The 20885-nt window shown below is 38.1% G+C and carries 17 protein-coding genes and 1 tRNA gene; 12 read left to right on the top strand and 6 right to left on the bottom strand.

The window, feature by feature from the left end:
* Positions 1-119: 119 nt before the first annotated feature.
* From LB465_RS11120 to LB465_RS11085, 8 genes are all read left to right on the top strand, one after another.
* Positions 120-1958, top strand: a complete 1839-nt coding sequence (locus LB465_RS11120; RefSeq protein ID WP_224469934.1) for an OstA-like protein — start codon at positions 120-122, stop codon at positions 1956-1958.
* The gene (locus LB465_RS11115) at positions 1951-3129 is read left to right on the top strand and encodes an aspartate aminotransferase family protein (protein ID WP_224469933.1); all 1179 of its coding nucleotides are present in this window, start codon (positions 1951-1953) and stop codon (positions 3127-3129) included. Before LB465_RS11120 ends, LB465_RS11115 begins: the two co-directional genes overlap by 8 nt.
* Positions 3130-3329: 200 nt before the next feature.
* Positions 3330-4727 (top strand): tetratricopeptide repeat protein, encoded by a 1398-nt coding sequence (locus LB465_RS11110; protein ID WP_224469932.1) that lies wholly within the window; start codon positions 3330-3332, stop codon positions 4725-4727.
* 40 nt (positions 4728-4767) lie between these two features.
* Positions 4768-5706 (top strand): DUF368 domain-containing protein, encoded by a 939-nt coding sequence (locus LB465_RS11105; protein WP_224469931.1) that lies wholly within the window; start codon positions 4768-4770, stop codon positions 5704-5706.
* Positions 5693-6718 carry a DUF368 domain-containing protein gene (locus LB465_RS11100; RefSeq protein ID WP_224469930.1) on the top strand — a complete coding sequence of 342 codons (1026 nt, stop codon included), beginning with the start codon at positions 5693-5695 and terminating at the stop codon, positions 6716-6718. The genes LB465_RS11105 and LB465_RS11100 overlap by 14 nt, the downstream gene beginning before the upstream one ends.
* Positions 6715-7443 (top strand): shikimate dehydrogenase family protein, encoded by a 729-nt coding sequence (locus LB465_RS11095; RefSeq protein ID WP_224469929.1) that lies wholly within the window; start codon positions 6715-6717, stop codon positions 7441-7443. Before LB465_RS11100 ends, LB465_RS11095 begins: the two co-directional genes overlap by 4 nt.
* 112 nt (positions 7444-7555) lie before the next feature.
* Positions 7556-9925 carry a DUF349 domain-containing protein gene (locus tag LB465_RS11090; RefSeq protein WP_224469928.1) on the top strand — a complete coding sequence of 790 codons (2370 nt, stop codon included), beginning with the start codon at positions 7556-7558 and terminating at the stop codon, positions 9923-9925.
* 11 nt (positions 9926-9936) lie between these two features.
* On the top strand, positions 9937-10563 hold the full coding sequence (locus LB465_RS11085) for a class I SAM-dependent methyltransferase (protein ID WP_224469927.1): 627 nt from the start codon (positions 9937-9939) through the stop codon (positions 10561-10563).
* 30 nt (positions 10564-10593) lie between these two features.
* Here LB465_RS11085 and LB465_RS11080 read toward each other — a convergent pair whose 3' ends face one another.
* The 5 genes from LB465_RS11080 to LB465_RS11060 form a co-directional block, all read right to left on the bottom strand.
* The gene (locus LB465_RS11080; protein ID WP_224469926.1) at positions 10594-11739 is read right to left on the bottom strand and encodes a hypothetical protein; all 1146 of its coding nucleotides are present in this window, start codon (positions 11737-11739) and stop codon (positions 10594-10596) included.
* Positions 11740-11863: 124 nt separating this feature from the next.
* Entirely contained in the window at positions 11864-12637 is a 774-nt protein-coding gene (mazG, locus tag LB465_RS11075) for a nucleoside triphosphate pyrophosphohydrolase (protein WP_224469925.1), read from the bottom strand.
* A 263-nt stretch (positions 12638-12900) separates the two neighbouring features.
* Positions 12901-12976: transfer RNA gene (locus tag LB465_RS11070), tRNA-His, on the bottom strand.
* A gap of 144 nt (positions 12977-13120) precedes the next feature.
* Positions 13121-13837, bottom strand: a complete 717-nt coding sequence (gene bshB1, locus LB465_RS11065) for a bacillithiol biosynthesis deacetylase BshB1 (protein ID WP_224469924.1) — start codon at positions 13835-13837, stop codon at positions 13121-13123.
* Between the two features lie 122 nt (positions 13838-13959).
* Entirely contained in the window at positions 13960-15111 is a 1152-nt protein-coding gene (locus LB465_RS11060) for a trans-sulfuration enzyme family protein (RefSeq protein WP_224470034.1), read from the bottom strand.
* 184 nt (positions 15112-15295) lie between these two features.
* Between LB465_RS11060 and LB465_RS11055 the strand changes: the two genes are divergently transcribed.
* The 4 genes from LB465_RS11055 to LB465_RS11040 all read left to right on the top strand — a co-directional run bounded on the left by LB465_RS11055 (position 15296) and on the right by LB465_RS11040 (position 19184).
* Complete coding sequence (locus tag LB465_RS11055; protein ID WP_224469923.1) at positions 15296-16345, top strand: NAD(P)-dependent alcohol dehydrogenase; 1050 nt, start codon at positions 15296-15298, stop codon at positions 16343-16345.
* Positions 16346-16580: 235 nt separating this feature from the next.
* Positions 16581-17819 (top strand): imidazolonepropionase, encoded by a 1239-nt coding sequence (hutI, locus tag LB465_RS11050; protein ID WP_224469922.1) that lies wholly within the window; start codon positions 16581-16583, stop codon positions 17817-17819.
* Positions 17819-18829, top strand: a complete 1011-nt coding sequence (locus LB465_RS11045) for a formimidoylglutamase (RefSeq protein ID WP_224469921.1) — start codon at positions 17819-17821, stop codon at positions 18827-18829. Before hutI ends, LB465_RS11045 begins: the two co-directional genes overlap by 1 nt.
* The gene (locus LB465_RS11040; protein WP_224469920.1) at positions 18819-19184 is read left to right on the top strand and encodes a DUF1622 domain-containing protein; all 366 of its coding nucleotides are present in this window, start codon (positions 18819-18821) and stop codon (positions 19182-19184) included. Before LB465_RS11045 ends, LB465_RS11040 begins: the two co-directional genes overlap by 11 nt.
* 14 nt (positions 19185-19198) lie before the next feature.
* Here LB465_RS11040 and treF read toward each other — a convergent pair whose 3' ends face one another.
* Complete coding sequence (gene treF, locus LB465_RS11035) at positions 19199-20803, bottom strand: alpha,alpha-trehalase TreF (protein WP_224469919.1); 1605 nt, start codon at positions 20801-20803, stop codon at positions 19199-19201.
* Positions 20804-20885 lie beyond the last annotated feature (82 nt).

Here is a 20885-nt window from a genome sequence, read left to right as displayed (position 1 = left end):
ATTATGTGAATTTTGTGATAGATTTATCTTTTTGACAGTAAATTCTCAATAAATAAACTTTTTTATTATATATAATTCTCATTATTTTAGAAAACAGCTTAGATAGATTACTATAAATTATGGCGGAAAATTTAGTTACTTTTGAAAAAATTTTCAGCTTGAAAAAAATCATTCTTTTTATAGTAATTGCCTTTTTTGCTTTCCCAGCTTTAACACAGGCGCAGGAAGCAAAAGAAATTGACTATAGTGCCGACAGAAATATTCAGGATGAAAAATATCCGGGAGCCTTTGTTTTGAGCAAAGTTGAAAACCAGGTTTATTTTAAACATGAAGGGATAGAAGTTTGGTGCGATCTCGCTATTCATTATAAAGATGAAAATTTCTTTAGGGCTTTTGGAAATGTCAGAATGCAACAAGGTGATACCGTAAAGCTAAACAGCAATTATGCTGAATATAACGGAAACTCGCAATTTGCTTTCGCTAGTGGAGAGGTTGTTATGAAGCGGCCACAAACTACACTGGAATCTGACAGCCTTTTCTTTGATCGTTTAAAACAACAAGCCTATTATAGAAGTGGCGGGAAAGTTACAGATACCGGCGGGGTGATAACCAGTAATATTGGTCGTTATTTTATGGAAGACGATAAATATTCTTTCGTCTCAGATGTGGTGCTTACCAATCCTGAATACATCATAAATTCAGAACAACTTGATTTTTATGGGGAAACCGGCCACGCATATCTCTACGGCCCTTCTACTATAGAAAGTGAAACTAGCACGGTTTATTGCGAACGCGGATTCTACGACACCCGAGGCGATACAGGTTATTTCGTCAAAAATTCGAAAATAGATTACGAGAATAGAACGGTTAAAGGCGACAGTATGTATTTTAACCGGAATACCAATTTTGCTTCGGCTACCAATAACATTGAAGTTATAGATACCATAAATGAAAGTGTGGTCACGGGCCATTATGCTGAAGTTTTCCGGGATAAAGATTCCGTTTTTATTACCAAAAGAGCGGTTGCCGCCAGCGTTCAGGATAATGATTCGCTGTTTATTCATGGTGATACCATAATGATTACCGGAAAACCCGAGAAACGTATTATTCGCGGATTTTATGACGTTCGCCTTTACAAAACAGATATGAGCGGGAAAAGTGATTCCGTTCATATAAACCAGGAAACCGCACTTACCAAAATGATTAATATTACTAGCGGTCCCGTTACTTCCGTAACCAAGAGAAGAAGTCCAGTTCTATGGAGCGGACTGAGCCAAATGACGGGAGACACCATTCATTTGCAAAGCAATAATAAAACTGAGCAGCTGGATTCTATGCGGGTTTTTAATAATGCTTTTTTAATTCAGAAAGATACTATTCAAGGTTACAACCAGGTAAAAGGAATGGATCTGGTAGGATTATTTGAAGATAATGAGCTATACCAGGTAGATATAAATAAAAATACAGAAACTCTCTATTATAGCCGAAATAGCGATCAGGAACTTATTGGAATTAACAAAACCCTGTCCAGTTCAATTAAAATTCTTTTTAAAGAGCAGCAAATTGAGGATATTTATTACTACCAAAATGTAGAGGGAAATTTAACTCCGGAAGAAGATTTCCCCGAAAACGTTCGGGAATTAATTGGCTTCAACTGGCGTGGGGACGAAAGATTACTTACAAAAGAAGATTTGTTTAAAGGCAAACCGGTACCCGAGCTAGTTAAAATTAAAGGTATCCCGTTACCGGATGAAGAGGAAGAGTTCTTTGATGAACGGGAAGAAGGAGACGACATGCTGCTCAATGATAAATCTAGATTAAAACCCGAAGATCTACAAAACAGGGTAAAAGATAGCATCCCGCAGTTAAAAGAACCTCAGACGTTGATTAAGGCTGCAGAAGATACGATTGAAAATAAAGAAGAGACTGAAGCTGAAGAAGACCAACCTAATGAATAAAGATTTTCTCAAATACCAGGCGCAAACCACTCCGCATCCACTGGGACTTGAAGTGGAATCGGCCAAAGGTTCTTATATTTTTACCACTGACGGAAAGAAGCACCTGGATTTTGTAGCCGGGGTTTCGGCCTGCAGTTTGGGGCATTGCCATCCTAAGGTGGTAAATGCTATTAAAGATCAGGCTGAAAAATACCTGCACGTTATGGTTTACGGCGAATATGCGCAGCAGCCGGCCGTAGAATTAACTAAAATGCTAGCTAAACATTTTCCGAAACCGTTGGAAAAAACCTACTTAACCAATTCGGGTACCGAGGCCATAGAAGGCGCTCTAAAACTGGCAAGGCGTTATACGGGGAGAGCCGAGATTATTGCTGCCCACCAGGCCTATCACGGGAATACGATGGGTTCTTTAAGTTTAATGGATTACGAAGAACGTCAAAAACCTTTCAGGCCACTTTTAGGAGCAATTTCCTTTATTGAGTTTAACGATGAGGAAGAGCTGCAAAAGATCACCGAAAAAACTGCAGCCGTTATCCTGGAAAGTATTCAGGGAGGAGCCGGATTTATACTTCCAGAAAATAATTATTTGCAAAAAGTGAAACAACGCTGCGAGGATGTGGGCGCTTTATTGATTCTCGATGAAATCCAGCCCGGATTTGGAAGAACAGGAAAACTCTTTGGATTTCAGAATTTTGATATGGTTCCCGATATCGTTGCTTTGGGCAAAGGAATGGGTGGCGGGATGCCAATTGGTGCTTTTTCTGCTTCAGCTGAGATGATGGATACACTTTCTGACAATCCAAAAATGGGACATATCACCACCTTTGGGGGAAATCCTGTAATTGCTGCTTCAGCTTTAGCTACATTAAAAGAAATCACTTCTTCAGACTTAATGTCAGAAAGTCTCAAAAAGGAAAAACTCTTTAGAGAATTGCTGGTGCATCCATTAATTTCAGAAGTAAGAGGAATGGGCTTAATGCTTGCCATTCTTACAACTTCAGAAGAAATAGCGAATAAGTTAATCTTAAAATGTAAAGAGAAAAACCTCATCCTTTTCTGGCTTTTATTCGAGAAAAAAGCGGTGAGAATTACCCCGCCACTCACCATTTCTGAAGAGGAAATAAAAGAAGGCTGTGGCATCATTATTGACGTATTGAATGATATAATGTAATAGCAGAAAACTGTTAATTAATTTGTTAACAACAATATTGATTTTTTAACTATTCAACCATAATCGTTTTTAATTTTAGGAAATACCTTGAACAGGCTCGCAAGGCATAAAGTTCAATAAGATCCTGTAATTTCGACAAAGGCGTTGAAATATTAAACCTCACTTAGTGAGTAAAGTAGAAATCCCGTAATTACCAACGTATGCAATTAAGCCATAACGACGAAAACAATTTCTCACTTTCCCGATTTGAATCTATGCTTAAAACAAATGATGTTTTATTCTTTGATTCCGCGGAATTTGAAGATATTATTAACTACTATTTGGAAAACGGGAAATTTGCATTGGCCAAAAAAGCCGTTAAATTAGGCCTGGCGCAGCACCCTACTTCTACTAACCTAAAACTCTTTAAAATTGAGATTTTGGTTTTTGAAGATAAACTGGATGTTGCTGAAGCAATGCTTACCGATTTACAACAATTAGAATCTTCTAACGAAGAAATTTACATACAAAAAGCTCAAATTCTTTCTAAACGTGATCGCCACGCTAATGCCATTCAGGTTTTAGAAATGGCGCTTGATATTACCCTTGACCCTGCTGAAGTTTATTCACTTATCGGGATGGAACACTTATTTCTTGAAGATTTTGAGAATGCGAAATTCAGCTTTATGAAATGTTTGGAAGCCGATGAAGAAGATTATTCGGCGCTTTACAACATTATGTATTGTTTCGATTTTCTGGATCAAAAAACCGAAGCTATTGAATACCTGAATATGTATTTGGATAAAAATCCTTACTGCGAGGTAGCCTGGCACCAGGTAGGAAAGCAATATTTTGATTTAAAAGATTACGATAAGGCATTATCGGCTTTCGATTTTGCAATAATTAGTGATGATTATTTTATAGGTGCTTATCTTGAAAAAGGAAAAGTACTGGAGAAATTAGGTCGTTACCACGAAGCTATTGAAAACTACCGTTTAACTCTTGAGTTAGACGATCCTACTTCTTTTGCTTATTTACGCATTGGGAAGTGTTTCGAAAAACTTGGATTAAATGAGCTTGCTCTTAAGCATTATAAAGATTGTGTGCACGAAGATCCGCTTTTAGATAAAGGCTGGATTGCAATCACCGATTTTTATATTAAAAAGAAAAATTACCAGAAAGCCCTTTATTACATTAACAAAGCGATAAATATTGACGAGGAAAACGTTTTATATTGGAAACGTTACGCCAAAATTAATAACCGCCTTAAGTTTTATGAAGAGGCGGAACGAGGCTATAAAAAAAGCCTTGATCTTGGTAATTACGAATTAGAAACCTGGATTAGACGCTGCGATATTTTAATAGATCTTGGTGAATTTGAAACTGCTATAAAGAATCTTAACCAGGCGTTGGAATTTTATCCTGATACAGCCGAGGTTGAATTCCGTTTGGCCGGCCTTTATTTTAGTCATAATGAAGGAGAAAAAGCCTATTTTCACCTTAACAAAGGATTAAAGTTAGACGCCGAATATTATATTGTAATCGAAGAATTATTTCCTCAAATTTTTAACCGTAAAAGTGTAAGGCAAATTATAAATTCCTTTATAAACCTCTCTTAGTTATTTTGCTAACTTTGAGCCGGAATTTTAATTTGTACACATGCGAAAAAGCTTTAAAGACTATCTTCCAGTAACCCTAAAAGGTATGGCGATGGGCGCGGCAGATGTTGTTCCCGGAGTATCGGGAGGTACCATTGCTTTTATTACAGGAATTTACGAAGAACTAATCTCTACCATTAGCGGGGTAAACTTCTCGCTGATTACAACCTGGAAGGAGAAAGGTTTTAAAGCAATGTGGCACCAACTTAACGGGCCATTTATTTTAGCGCTGTTAATAGGTATCCTTATTAGTGTTTTTTCACTTATGCGAATTGCAAATTATCTGCTGGAAAATCACCCAATTTTGATCTGGTCTTTTTTCTTTGGTCTTGTGCTTGCCAGTATCTGGTATGTTGGCAAACAAATCCCCAAATGGAATTTTAAGATTGTACTCGCGCTGCTCATTGGCGCAGGAGTCGCATTTTATATCGTTTCCCTGCCTCCAATGGCTGCAAACGACAGTAATTTATTCATCTTTTTTTCCGGAGCCATTGCTATTTGCGCAATGATACTTCCGGGAATTTCCGGAGCCTTTATTTTAGTGCTTCTTGGAGCTTATAAAAGAATTACCGAAGCTGCACACGATTTCGATTTCCAAACTCTGGGGATCTTTGCCGTTGGAGCCGTGATCGGGCTTCTTAGTTTTTCTAAAATTCTTAAATGGCTTTTTGTACATTACAGCAGTATTACCCTGGCGGTACTTACGGGTTTTATTGCCGGTTCCCTGAATAAGATATGGCCCTGGAAACATGTTCTTGAAACCGAAATGTACGGTGATAAAGAAGTTGTATTAAGAGAAGCTTCGGTTTTACCCTGGAATTTTGATGGGCAACCACAAACATTATATGCAATCCTTTTAATGTTTGCAGGGTTTCTCTTAATTCTAAGCCTGGAAATTTTCGCCTCAAAAAGTTCAACGAAAGCTAATGCAACAAACTAGAACCTTTACAGATAAAGTGCTTTTGGTACTTAAAGGTTTAGCTATGGGAGCAGCTAATAAAGTTCCCGGTGTGTCTGGGGGTGTTGTGGCTTTTGTTGCCGGATTCTACGAAGAATTTATCTATTCACTTCAAAAAATAAATTACAAGGCTTTTATATTGCTTATTAACGGGCGGTTTAGAAGTTTATATCATTATACCAACGGAAAATTTCTGGGCTTACTTATCCTGGGAATGCTCATTAGTTATTTTAGCGTCTCAAAATTACTGGACTATTTAATCTTGCAGTATGAACTCTATGTTTGGGCAGCTTTCTTCGGAATGATTGTAGGTTCCATTTATTACATTAGTAAAGATTTTGACGAATGGAGCAAACGTTCCATGGTTTTTGTTTTCCTCGGGATAATTGCCGGTCTAGCCATTAGTTTCCTTGAACCTGCGAAAGAAAATGATAATCTCTGGTTTGTATTTTTTTGCGGAATGGTTGGCGTTTCAGGAATGACGCTCCCAGGACTTTCCGGCTCATTTATCCTTATTTTACTTGGAAATTATGTTTTACTACTGGTTGATTCTGTAAATGCCCTGTACGATACCATAGCCGATTTGATGCTGTGGGATTTGAGCTTTCTTACCGATCCAGAACGAATTAGGTTGCTCGAAGTACTACTCGTATTTGGCGCAGGATCGCTGGCCGGTTTAGTAACGCTTTCCCATCTTCTGGGTTTCGTTCTCAAACACTATAAAAAAGATACTTTTGCTACAATAATAGGATTTATTACCGGCTCCCTGGGCGTGGTTTGGCCCTGGAAAGAAAAGATCTTTAAAATTAGCGCCGATGGCGAAATGATTTTAGACAGTGAAGGGAATGCAATAATAGATTATTACGACCGGTATTTACCCACATTCTCTTCTTCCGAAACCTGGCTCGCAATTTTCTTTATCTTTGTAGGTATACTTATAGTACTTGGACTCGCCTGGTACGAAAAGAAAAACCAAAAACCCGTTAAACGATGAAAAATTTTGGGCTAATAGGAAAAAATATCAGTTACTCGTTTTCCAAGTCTTACTTTACTAATAAATTTGAAAACGAAAATATTGAAGCTGAATACAATAATTTTGACCTGGAGAATTTAAAACAATTCCGGGATGTGATAAAGGAAACACCTAACCTGCACGGGCTAAATGTTACCATTCCATATAAACAGGAAATCATTTCATTTTTAGACAATTTAGCTCCTGAAGCTAAGGAAATTGGCGCGGTAAATACTATTAAAGTAGACGGCAACAAGCTTATTGGATATAATACAGATTATATTGGGTTTTCTGACTCTTTAAAACCTCTTCTAAAAGCTCACCATACAAAGGCGCTAATTCTGGGTACCGGTGGTGCCTCAAAAGCTGTAGCCTACACCTTAAAGAAATTAGGGATCGAATATAAATTTGTTTCAAGAACTTCGGGAGAAGGTAGGTTGAGCTACGATGACCTTTCAGAAGAAATAATAAAAGAATACACCGTTATCATCAACACCACTCCTGTGGGAACCTCCCCAGAGGTAGATAAAAATCCACAAGTCCCTTTTCAGTATTTAACCGAGAAACACCTGGTTTACGATCTTATATACAATCCGGAGACCACCCAATTGATGGCTCGTGCAAAAAAACAGGGAGCAAGCGTTACCAATGGACTAAAAATGCTGCAATTACAGGCCGAAAGTGCCTGGAGAATCTGGAATAAATAGCCACACCATTTTCCGTTTTAACTTTACAAAAAAAGGGATTTGTTTGCCCAATTTTAGTGGAGTTACTATCTTTCAGCCTAATTAATTCACAAGAACCTTAACATTGAAAGATATGTCTCAGCAAGAAAATGATAAAAATAAAGAGGAGTTTTCTAACGAATCAACCAATAATCCTGAAAAAGCTCAGGATGGAAAAAAGTTGACCGAAGAAAACAAGGAGGCTAATGCAGAGGAAAATTCATTTTCTCAAAAGTCTAAAACCGAGAAACCTTCAAAAGATAAAGATACTGTTATAGAGCCGGCAGAAACCGCCTCTGAAATTAAATCTGAAGAAGACAGGCTGGAAGATGCGATGATTGCTGAAGCCGGAGACAAAAAGAATACTTCAGAAGAAAATAAAGCGACTAGCGAAGAAGACGATGAAGATGATGCTATTCTTCAAGAAAGCCGCAAGAAAACCCGGGTAGAAGAAGAAAAAGTTCAGGCAGAAACCGAAGCTAAAGCTGAAGATAATTCCGATAAAGCCGAGTCAGACAAAGATGGCGATGCTGCTATTGTTGAAGAAAGCCAGAAGAAAACCCGGCCGGAAGAAGAAAAGATTCAGGCAGAAACCGGAGCTCAATCTAAAGATGTTTCAGATGAAGATGACGATGATGAGGAAACTTCTGAAGAAGAAGGACGAACTTCAAAGCATCACCAGGATCATATAGACGATTCAGTAGCTGAAGACAGCGAAGATGAAACCAAGTCTGAACGCCACGATATTGCGAAAAAAGATTATCACGCAATGAGTAAGGAGCAGTTGGTAGATGAATTTGAATCCCTGCTTAAAAAGGAAAAAGTCCAGGCTATTAAAGACCATGTGATTGAAATTCGTGCAGAATTCAATGCGAAATTTAATGAAGAGGAAGAAGAGAAAAAAGAAGAATTTCTTGCCGATGGCGGGAATATTATAGATTTCCACTACTCTACTCCGCTTAAAAAACGTTTTAATTCCCTTTATTTCGATTACAGGGAAAAACGCAATAACTACTACAAGCAACTCAAACAGGACCTTAATAAAAACCTGGATAAACGTCTAGAAATAATTGAAGAGTTAAAGGGTCTTATAGATGTTGAAGAAAATATAAATACCACTTACAAGCATTTTAAAGAACTTCAGGATCGCTGGCGTGTTGCGGGACCAATTCCGCGAGAAAAATATAACGATGTTTGGAATACTTACCATCACCACGTCGAGAACTTTTACGATTTTCTTCATTTAAATCGTGAATTTCGGGATCTTGATTTTAAACACAACCTTGATCAAAAATTAAAGGTAATTGACCGGGCTGAAGAATTAGTTCAGGAAGAGGATATAAATCGTGCGTTTAGAGAATTGCAAATGCTCCACAAAATGTGGAAAGAAGAACTTGGCCCTGTAGCAAAAGAATTTCGGGAAGATATCTGGGAACGTTTTAGCAGCGCTACCAAACAAATTCACGATAAGCGCCAGGAATTCTTCAACACCATGGACGAGCGTTACGAAGAGAACTGGAAAGCCAAGCAGGTGATTATTGAGAAGATAAGGGTAATTGCAGACGAAGAGTATACAAGCCATAATAAATGGCAGCAAAAAATCAAGGAAATTGAGGCACTTCGGGAAGCATTTTTTAATGCAGGAAAAGTTCCGCGTAGTAAGAATGAAGAAACCTGGACCGATTTTAAACAAACCGTACGCCGATTTAACCGAAACAAAAACGCTTTCTATAAAAAATTAAAAAAGCAACAATACGATAACCTCGAAAAGAAAAAAGAGCTTATTAAAATTGCTGAAGATAATAAGGATAGTGACGATTTTAAAACGGTTACACCTTTAATGAAGAAAATACAGGCCGATTGGAAGAAGATTGGTCACGTACCAAGAAAAGACAGCGATAAGGTTTGGAAACAGTTTAAAGCAGCCTGCAATCATTATTTTGAACGCATGCACGAAAGCCGTGACGACGAAAATAAAGAGGAATTTGAGGCTTATGACAAGAAAAAAGAATTGCTAGATCAGGTTAAATCTTTAGAGCTTAGCGGTGACAAAAAAGAAGATCTGCCTAAAATTAAACAGTTTATAGAAGACTGGAAAAATTTGGGAAGAGTTCCTTACAACAAGCGTTTTATTGAAGGAAAATTCAACAAGGCTTTAGATCAACTTTTTAATAAGCTGGACGTAGATCACACTAAGGCAGAAATGCTGAAATACGAGAACAAGGTACAGGCCTTAAACGATGCCGATGATGATAAAAAGCTTCGAAATGAGCATTATTTCCTTACCAAAAAAGTAGAAGAAACAAAAGCTGAAATTCGCCAGCTGGAAAACAACCTGCAGTTCTTCTCTAATGTAGATGAAGACAATCCTTTGGTACAGGATGTACATAAAAATATAGCAGACCAGAAGGAACAACTGGAAGTTTGGAAAGAAAAATTGCGTAAAATCAAGTCGCTTTACTAAGAAAAGCGGTTATGAATTGTATTCTTTGCGAAGGCCCAACAAAGAAATTTTGGAAAAGTAAGAACCGGGAATTTGTTGAATGCTCCAATTGCGGTGGCATTCAACTTTTACCCAAATTTTATGTTTCCAAAATAGCGGAAGAAGCACGTTATCTCACTCATAACAACGATGTTGAAGATTCCAGGTATCAGGATTTTGTGAACCCAATAACTTCAAGGGTTTTAAAAGATTTTTCTACTAAACATAAAGGTTTGGACTACGGCTGCGGCACAGGCCCTGTAGCGACCACCGAACTGGAAAAAGAAGGCTATACTGTAGCGCTTTACGATCCCTACTTCCATCCCAACACTGAAGTATTAAAAGCTAAATACGATTTTATAATTTGCTGTGAAGTGATGGAGCATTTTTACGAGCCAAAACGGGAGTTCAGTGAATTGGCGGCACTACTGCACCTCGGAGGAAAACTCTATTGCAAAACCTCTATTTATTCAGCAGAAATCAATTTTGATCACTGGTATTATAAAAACGATGCTACCCACGTTTTTTTCTACACTGCAAAAAGCCTTGAATGGATCAAAGACAACCTGGGTTTTTCAGCACTAGAGATTCACCCGAAGGTGATTGTTTTTGGTAAATGATGATGAGCTAAGTTCTTTGTTAAGTTGCCCTTAATTAATGAATTCTCTTTTTATTTGATTATAAAGAATATTTTGAGGTGGTAATTTCAACCTTTTCATTGCGTAAGCATTTAAAACTCGAAAATCATTATTTCGGTCTATAGATTGAGCGGTTATTGTTTTTTCAAAAAAATCTCCAAATGAATTTCCTGATAAATCGCTCCCAATTATCACCTTACCATCTATAATTGAGATTTTATCGTTGATTTTTCCATTTGCTACAACCAAATTATTTATTGCCAAAATTAAATGACCGCTTGGGTACAGAGCAATTTCTAGACTTATAAACTCATTAACTTTATCTTTTAAGTCATATCGTAATGTACATTTATCATTGGTTGTTTTAACATCTAGGACTGTGAAATTGTTACTTTGAAAAAGTTTTATCTGGAGACTTTCATTCTGTCGATGACCATATTCAAAAATTTTATTTTTGGAGCTATTATTTCGAATTTTAATCTCTAAACAGAATCTTATTCCTTTTGATTTTTTCTCTCTAATTGGAAACTGTAAGTAAGCATGCTCAAACAAATTACCTTCAAGCATTTTACCATTTTCAACAATTTTTGGAGCAAACTTTGTGTTAAAGGCATAGGCATTATTTTCCCCAATTAGTATAGAATATAATTCATCAAAAATTTGAACAAAAACCTGTGAAATTTGTTCTGTTAAATTAAATGCTATAATTGGATACTTTTCAAATAGCTCCTCATAAATCAAGTTGTAGGTTTCTTCAAATTTTTTATCCGGTACCATATGAATTCCGCCGTTGTAAGCTAAAGCGAAAACAAAATCCTTTACAGTAAACAATTTATTCTGAATTTTTAAAATTCTACTTTCAAAAAAATTCTCCAGCGAGATTTCTAAATGATCTGCTTTCTTAGGAGATATTTTTGAACAATAGGATACCCATTTGTTAATTTTTGTATCAATAATTCCAAAATTTTTATCAAGGGTCGCTAACCTTAAAAAATCAAAGCGGTTTATTTGTTTGATCCACGGGTTTGTATCATAATACATTATTCTTATAAATAGAGGTAGGGATTTACTTATTCTTTCATTACTAGATTCTAAATCTTTTTTGAGGTCACGATAATGAGATAATCCTCTATCTGTTCTTTTTAGACTTTTTTTCATATTAAATGAGACCTAACTTCCTACTAAAGTTTACAATTATGAGTTTTCTATGAGCTGCAATAAATTTTGAGTAAAGTTTCGTAAACCCGAGTTAAAAATTTTCAATGAGAAGGGTATATTCATTTTACAACAACTTAGCCTCATTCCAAAAACCATCCATTTCGGCTAAGGTCATATCTTTTAAAGCTTTGTTTTGCTCTACAGCTTTACTTTCCAAATACTGAAAACGCGTGATAAACTTTTTATTCGTGCGCTCCAGGGCATTTTCAGGATTTATACCGAGGAATCGCGCATAGTTGATCATAGAGAACATTACATCGCCAAATTCAGCTTCAATCCTATCTTTATTTTCGGTATTTATTTCGTGCTGTAATTCACCCAGCTCTTCCTGCAGTTTTTCAAAAACCTGTTCCGGTTTTTCCCAGTCAAAACCAACACCCGCTACTTTCTCCTGAATTCTGCTTGCTTTTACAACAGCCGGAAGGGAACGGGGAACACCTTCCAATACGCTTTTCTTACCCTCTTTTAATTTTAGATTTTCCCAATTTCTTTTTACTTCCTCCTCATCAGCAACCTCAACATCGCCATAAATATGTGGGTGGCGATCTATTAACTTATCACAAATTCCGTTAGCAACATCAGCAATATCAAAGTCTTTGGTTTCACTTCCTATTTTCGCATAAAAAACGAGGTGTAGTAATAAATCACCAAGTTCCTTTCGCACTTCTTCCAGATCTTTATCTAAAATCGCATCGCCAAGTTCGTAGGTTTCTTCAATGGTAAGATGCCTTAGCGATTCCATTGTTTGTTTTCTATCCCAGGGACACTGTTCCCGAAGTTCATCCATTATGGTCAATAAACGATCAAATGCTTTTAGCTGCTCTTCTCTGGAGTTCATATTAGAAATTTTGGTAACGTAAAAATAGGGATTGATTTTAGGCTTTTAGAAGCATCAGTAGAAAAAAATAATGGTTTACTTCATTCTGCTTAGATGCTGAAACAATCACAATTAACTAAAGTAGGCATCGTCACCTGAATTTATTTCAGGGTCTAAAATGTTCGGACTTAATACATGTTAGATACTGAAATAAGTTCAGCATTACCTGGGTTGTAAATAACTCCATAAAAAAACCCTTCAGCGAACTGAAGGGTTGAATAAAGGGGTGGAAGACCGGTTTCGAACCGGCGACCTCCGGAACCACAATCCGGCGCTCTAACCAGCTGAGCTACAACCACCATTTTAATTGCGGTTGCAAATGTAGTTTATTTTAGCTATTTCCCAAAGAAAAAATTTCAATATTAGAACGAATTTCAGTGCTATTTACTGTAAATAAAGCTAAGAAGCTTCAAATTAAATAATTAGCGAAAACTAAAATTAATTTTAGATTAAATCGAAAATGGAATCTACCGCCGGGTAGCGTTCTACGGTGAAACCTTCGGCATGTTCTGTGTTAATTAATCTTCCTAGGTCTCTCGCTCTATAGGTGATACTTTCCAGGAAGTTACTACTTGAGATTGGGGTTTGCGGCTCCTTACTGCTTTCATCAAAAAACTGACTTTTATAGGCTTTTACCGATTCCATCTTTTTATCCATATATCCCGAAATATCCACCACCACATCGGGTTTTAAATTTTTCCACTGGATATAATGATAAACGTGTTTTGGCCTCCATGACTCCTGACTCTCACGATCGTGAATGGTTTCAATTTTTCTCAACCCGCTAAGAAAACAGGCATCGCTTACCAACTTCGCTCCTTTCCCGTGATCTATATGCCTATCGTCTACTGCGTTGCATAACACAATTTCAGGACGGTACTTTCGCAAAACTTTTATAATCTCCAGCTGATGTGAAGTGTTATTTTCAAAAAAAGCATCACTAAATTCCAGGTTTTCCCTAAAAGAAACCCCAAGAATTTCAGCAGCATTTCTTGCCTCTCTATCACGGGTTTCGGCAGTTCCCCGCGTTCCCAATTCCCCGCGTGTGAGATCCAAAATCCCCACCTTTTTTCCTCTGTCAACTTCTTTTGCAATAGTGCCCGAGCAACTTAATTCCACATCATCGGGATGCGAGCCAATAGCCAATATATCTAGTTTCATAATAATACTTTTGTCATTTCCGCGCAGGCGAAAATCTATTATAGTCATTTCCGTCCCAATAAAACCTCAGATAAACTGCGACGGAAATCTTAATTCTTGATATGTCAAAAAACCTCAAACTTCTAACCTCTAAGCTTTTTCAACGCCTGCTCCAGGTCTTCCATTAAATCTTCTTTCTCCTCGATTCCTACCGAAAATCTCATCAATCCATCTCTAATTCCCTGGGCTTCCCTTTCTTCAGGAGAAAGCAAACCGTGGGATGTTTTTGAAGGCGATAAGATCGTAGATTCAACACCCGCCAGGCTCATTGAAGGTTTTATCAGCTTTAATTTTTTCTGAAAGAGATCAAAATCCAGTCCGTCACGCAATTCGAAAGACATCATACCTCCAAAACCTTTCATTTGTGATTTTGCCAGCTGATGATCTAGATGCGATTCCAAACCGGGATAATAAACCCGAGAGATATCATCGTGTTTTTCAAGAAAACGAGCTAATTCCAAAGCATTTTCATTTTGGGCTTTTACCCGTAATCCCATAGTTTTCAGACTACGCTCCAGCATCCAAACAGTAAAATCGCTCAAACTTCCGCCGAAATTTTTAGCCAGCTGAAAGATCTTATCTATATGTTCTTCGGAAGCTATCGCCGTCCCTGCCAGGATATCACTATGCCCGCCCATATATTTGGTAGCCGAATGCAACACCACATCAATTCCGAAATCTATAGGGTTCTGGTTCACTGGGGAAGCGAAAGTGTTATCTATCATACTCACCAGCTTGTGTTTTTTGGCAATCTCGGCTATCGCCTTGATATCGGTTACGGTAAGCAGCGGATTTGAAGGTGTTTCAATATAAATAACCTTTGTATTTTCTTTGATTTCAGCTTCAAATGATTCCGGTTTTGAGTCTTTTGTGAACGAAAATTCAATTCCGAATTTCTCAAATTCCTCAGTAATTAAATTACTGGTTCCGCCATAAAGTGTATTCTGAAAAACCACGTGATCTCCTTTTTGGGCAAAAGCCATAAGCGCTGTGCTTACTGCGGCCATACCACTTCCAAAGATCAAAGCGGCTTCTCCATGTTCCAGAGCCGCCATTTTTTGCGCCAGGGCCACCTGATTTGGTGTATTAAAATATCTTGGGTAACGCTTCACCTCTACATCTTCAAAAGCATAGGATGTCGCCATATATAACGGCGAAATCGCACCTTTAAATTGTTTGTCTTCCAGTTCACCACTATGGGTACAAATTGTATTTATTCCGGGATGTTTTTTCATCTTTTCTAGTACTTTCAAAATTCGCCCTAATGTAAAAAGAAATATTCTAAATGCCCTGCGTTTTCAGGCTGTTTCCTATAGTATTCCAACAATTCTTACGAACGGAAGTTAAATTAAGTTAAACCAATATCATCATTTGAATATTAGCCTCTCTATTCTTTATCTTTAAGAAAAACGAATTGATATGAACGAAGTAAAAGCATATGGCGCGCAATCCAGCGATGCCAATTTAAAAGCCTTAAACATTGAACGTAGAGAGATTACCGCAGACGATGTGAAAATTGAAATAGAATATTGTGGGGTTTGCCATAGTGATATCCACCAGGTTCGAAACGACTGGAAAAATTCAAAATATCCCGTGGTACCGGGACACGAAATTATTGGCCGGGTAACCCAGATTGGTAAAAACGTGAGCAATTTTAAGGAAGGTGATCTTGTGGGCGTAGGCTGCATGGTAGATTCCTGCCAGGAGTGCGATTCCTGTAAAGAAGACCTTGAGCAATTCTGTGAAAAAGGCGCCACGCTTACCTACAACAGCAAAGACAAACATTTGGGCGGACATACCTTTGGAGGTTATTCTGAACAAATAGTAGTAGATAAGGAATTTGTACTTAGAATTCCTGAAAATATAGATGCTAAAGCCACTGCACCGCTACTTTGCGCGGGAATTACTACTTACTCACCGCTTCGCCACTGGAATGTAAAAAAAGGAGATAAGGTTGGCGTAATTGGCCTTGGCGGACTCGGCCATATGGGAGTAAAATTTGCTCACGCTATAGGCGCGCACGTTGTTATGATTACTACCTCTCCTTCAAAATCTGAAGACGCGAAAAAACTCGGTGCTGATGAAGTTTTGGTATCAAAGAATGAAGATGATATGAAAAAACAGGCTGGATCTTTCGATTTCCTTCTAAATACCGTTCCGGTGGGTCACGATATGAATCCATATATAGCCTTGCTCAAAAGGGATGCTACTATGGTTTTGGTTGGCGCTATTGAACCTCTCGATCCTGTTCACGGTGGCGGATTAATTGGCGGGCGTAAACGCATTGCCGGTTCGGTGATTGGTGGTATTAAAGAAACCCAGGAAATGCTAGACTTTTGTGGCGAGCATAATATCGTATCAGATATTGAAATGATTGATATACAAAATATCAACGAAGCTTACGATCGCGTGGTAAAATCTGATGTAAAATATCGTTTTGTGATTGATATGAAGTCGTTGAAGAACTAGAATTAAAATCCATATTCGTCATTGCGAAGGCGTTAGCCGACAAGGCAATCTTTTGTGGATGATCACTTTTCTAGAAAATCTAACTTTCAGCAACAGATCGCCGCGCTCGTTCCTCGCTCGCGATGACGATTACTTAGCTTTTTTGTTTTTCTTAAAAATCAGTTTTTCCCGGCTTAGTTTTTATATTTGTTTAACTGATATTTTCAGTAGAATACACATACACAAACTACGCAAAATGAAACAACTATTTATAAATATAAAAGAACTCCTCCAGGTTAGGGATGAACCGATAGAGAAACTCTCCGGCGCTGAAATGAAGGAGTTGCCAACAATTAAAAATGCCTGGTTACTTATTGAAAACGATAAAATTGCCGATTATGGCCAAATGAATTCCCTGCCCGAATTAAATGCCGATAAAACCATAGATGTTCAAGGACAAATAATTCTGCCAAGCTGGTGCGACTCCCATACGCATATCGTTTATGCCGGAAACCGGGAACTGGAATTCGCCGATCGTATTAACGGACTTTCCTATGAAGAAATCGCAAATCGAGGTGGTGGAATTTTAAATTCGGCTAAGACCCTTCAGGAAACTCCCGAAGACGAAGTTTACAAACAATCAGCGAAACGTCTGGAAGAAGTGATAAAACTAGGTACCGGCGCGGTAGAAATTAAATCGGGATACGGTTTAACTGAAGAAGGTGAATTAAAAATGCTCCGGGTTATTAAAAAACTTCAGCAGAATTATGATATTCCTATCAAAGCCACTTTTTTAGGCGCCCACGCTATTCCGAAAAAATACAAGGAAAAACCTGGGGCGTATATGGATCTGGTAATTGATGAAATCTTACCGAAAGTAGCCGAAGAAAAACTCGCAGATTACATTGATATTTTTTGCGAAAAAGGTTATTTCAGCGTAGATGACACTCATAAATTACTTTCCGCAGCGACGAAATTTGGTTTAAAGCCGAAAATTCACGTAAATCAATTTAACGCCATTGGTGGCATTCAAGCGGGAATTGAACACGATGCTTTAAGCGTAGATCATTTAGAAGTAATGCGCCAGGAAGATATTGAAAGTTTAAAAGGCTCGATTACTATGCCAGTGGCACTTCCCTCCTGCTCTTTATTTTTGAGCATTCCCTACACTCCAGCCCGTGAAATGCTTGACGCCGGATTACCATTGGCGCTAGCCACCGATTTTAACCCCGGGAGTACACCAAGCGGAAATATGAATTTAGTTGTTTCCCTGGCTTGTATAAAAATGAAAATGACTCCGGAAGAAGCGATTAACGCAGCTACAATAAATGGCGCATATGCTATGGAACTCAGCAAAACCCACGGAAGCATCACCAAAGGAAAAAAGGCTAATTTTATATTAACTAAAGAAATTCCATCTTATACCTTTTTGCCTTATGCCTTTGGAACAAATTCCATAAAATCGGTTTTTATTAATGGTAAATTGGTAGAATAATGGAGGGATTGAAAATCTACAACTATAAATCGGTTGAAAAATTTATCTCGGTACGGGATGGTGAAACCCGATTTGGAGAAAAGATTGCATTTATTGAAAGTCTGCATAATTTAAAAGAATCTAACGCTAGATACGTGCTTTTTGGAATTCCGGAAGATATTGGCGTTAGAGCCAATCACGGAAAAGCAGGCGCTTCAAAAGCCTGGGAGGCTTGTTTAAGTTCGCTATTGAATATTCAGAAAAACGAATTTACAGCTCCAGAAAACATTATCTTACTCGGGGAAATTGATTGTAAAGCTGAAATGGCAAAAGCAGTCAATATCGATGAAAATGACCCTAACTACTACCCCAAACTCGGCGACCTGGTAGAAACAATTGACGAAAAAGTAAGCTTGTTGATAGAGAAGATTGTTTTAGCCGGAAAAATACCAATCATTATTGGCGGCGGTCATAACAATGCCTACGGGAATATAAAAGGAACTTCTAAAGCAATAAAAAAACCGTTGAATATTCTAAATATCGATGCACATACCGATCTTAGAAAACTGGAACATCGCCACAGTGGGAATGGGTTCAGCTTTGCGCAACGTGATGGGTTTTTAGGAAAATATGCGATATTTGGTTTGCATAAGAATTATACGCCTCAGTATATTTTTAACGAGATAAAATCGGTTTCTAATATTAAATTTCATCTTTTCGAAGACCTTATTTTACAAACCCACCAAGGAAAAATGGCAGCTTTCAATTCGCAACTGGAATTTGTGAATAAGCTGGCTTTTGGGTTAGAACTGGATTGTGATGCAATTATAAATTTTCCATCGAGCGCGAAATCGCCTTCAGGATTTGCCCTGAATATGGTGAGGAATTTTATTCAACTTACTTCCGAAGAAAAAAATTGTAAATATCTACATATTTGCGAAGCTGCTCCTACTCAGGAAAGCGTGGGACAGGTTGGAAAAGCATTATCGTTTTTTCTAACAGATTTTATGAAAGCAGACTATGGAAGATAAGGTAGGAAAACTAATTGAAATAACTGCGCTGGTAATAGAAGTAGTAGGGATTCTGGTCATGGTAATCGGTACATTTCTCGCATTGGGCCGGTATGCTTTTAAGCGACAGGGAAAGGAAGTCAGGAGTTTTCAACAGATTCGTGAGGAATTGGGCCGTGCTATTCTGCTAGGGCTGGAGATCCTGATCGCCGCCGATATTATCGCTACAGTAGTTTACGATGCAGAAATGGAACAAATTCTGAAACTCGGACTCATAATTCTGATTCGAACGTTTTTGAGTTTTACGCTGGAAGTAGAAATAGAAGGAAAATTGCCCTGGAAACAAGAAAAGAACAGAACCACAGACCAGAAGTAAACCTACCGGATTCTTTATTCTTCTTTTGACAATTTCTGGTAGACACCGTTTGTCCAGCCAAAGCCATCCTGGGTTGGATATTCCCCGCCTCCGCTCTCTTTACTCAGGTCTTCAACATTATATTTTTCCAGCAATTTATAAGTATTCTCATAGACGTTTTGGTTAAGTTTTAACCAGCGCTCCTTAATCTCTGAAGCCAGTTGGTCTATACCATAATTCCGTAACCCTTCAATACTCATATACTGCAAGGGAGCCCAACCATTTGGCGCATCCCATTGTTGCCCGGTATTATGCGGAGTACTTACAAGTCCGCCTGGTCTTAGGAAAACCTGCTCCAGGGTATTAGACACCGTGCTAGCCTGCTCATCTTCTGAAATTTCAAAAAAGAGTGGATAAACCCCAGCCAGCGAATAGATTCCGGTTGTATGCGCCTTTTTAAAATTGTAATCGAAATAAAAACCGGTCCCTTCTTCCCAAAGATATTTCTGAATAGCGGCCTTTCGATTTTCTGCTTTTTTCAGGTAAACCTCAACCTTTTCAGATGCTGCTTCCAGTTCATAGGCCCGGGCAAGTGTTTGCTCCAAATTATAAAGCAAGCTGTTAAGATCTACCGGAATAATTTGCGTGGTATATATACTGTAAAGATTAAAATCCCCATTTCCATTTATACTCAGCCATCGGCTGGAAAAATCCCAACCTGATTCGGCGCCGGCCCTTAGATCGCGATAGATTTCCTCCCTGGTACGCTTTGGATTTTCTGCAATGGCCTTTTCGGCGGTTTCTACATCCTCACGATAGCTCTCCGGTCTTGGGGTGTCTTTATTATCCCAGTACCGATTTAAAATCTCCCCATCGGGAAGCTTCACCACTCTTTTATAAGCCTCCAAATCTGCATTACCGCTGCCGTCCATCCAGAAATCATATTCTTTTTGCAATGCCGGAAGGTATTCTGTATAAACCTCTTCCCCTTCAATTTCGGCGAGCAGTTCTACCATCTTTGCAAAAAATGGCGGTTGGGAACGGCTTAAATAATAAGTTCGGTTTCCGTTGGGAATAAAACCATAACTTTCGATGAGCCAGGCAAAATTATCTACCATATTCCTGATAGTTTCTATTTCCCCGTCTTCCTGCAAACCAAGCATAGTGAAATAACTATCCCAGTAATAGATCTCACGAAATCTACCGCCTGGAACAATATAGGGATTCGGTAATGGAATCAGGGTTCCCGAAACTTGTTTATCTGCTGGGCGTTTGAGCACATCCCATAATTTATTTATATGTAGATTAATGGAAGAAGAATCAGTCTCGTAATTGTTGTTCGCTTCCGGGATTAGGAAGTTTTCATTTAAAAAAGCCATCATTTCAGCGTTGGTCTCAGGTTTCTCTTCAGAATATTTCTTCCGAATATCTGCTGGAGCAATGCGCGGTACCGCATCTACAAAAGTTTTGCTATCAGAAAACAAGGATTCATTTTCCTGGACATCAAAAAACAATTTTCCGTAAAGATCTTGGGGCGGCAGGATGCTTACTTGCTTTTCTTCAGGCTTTATAACTGAAGAGCAGGCATTTAATAGTAAAAAAGAACATAAAAACAGGAAGTTTACTGAAAGCCTTTTCATACAATTCAATTTTTAATTAGTCAAACAGCTGTGAAAGTAAAAAATAATTTATAAATCAAGGTTTTGGGTCTGAAGTCAATCT

It is taken from the genome of Salegentibacter lacus (genome assembly GCF_020164555.1).
Lineage (GTDB): Bacteria > Bacteroidota > Bacteroidia > Flavobacteriales > Flavobacteriaceae > Salegentibacter > Salegentibacter lacus.
Note: the sequence above shows the minus strand (reverse complement) of the source record. Positions and strands in the feature narration are given on the sequence as shown.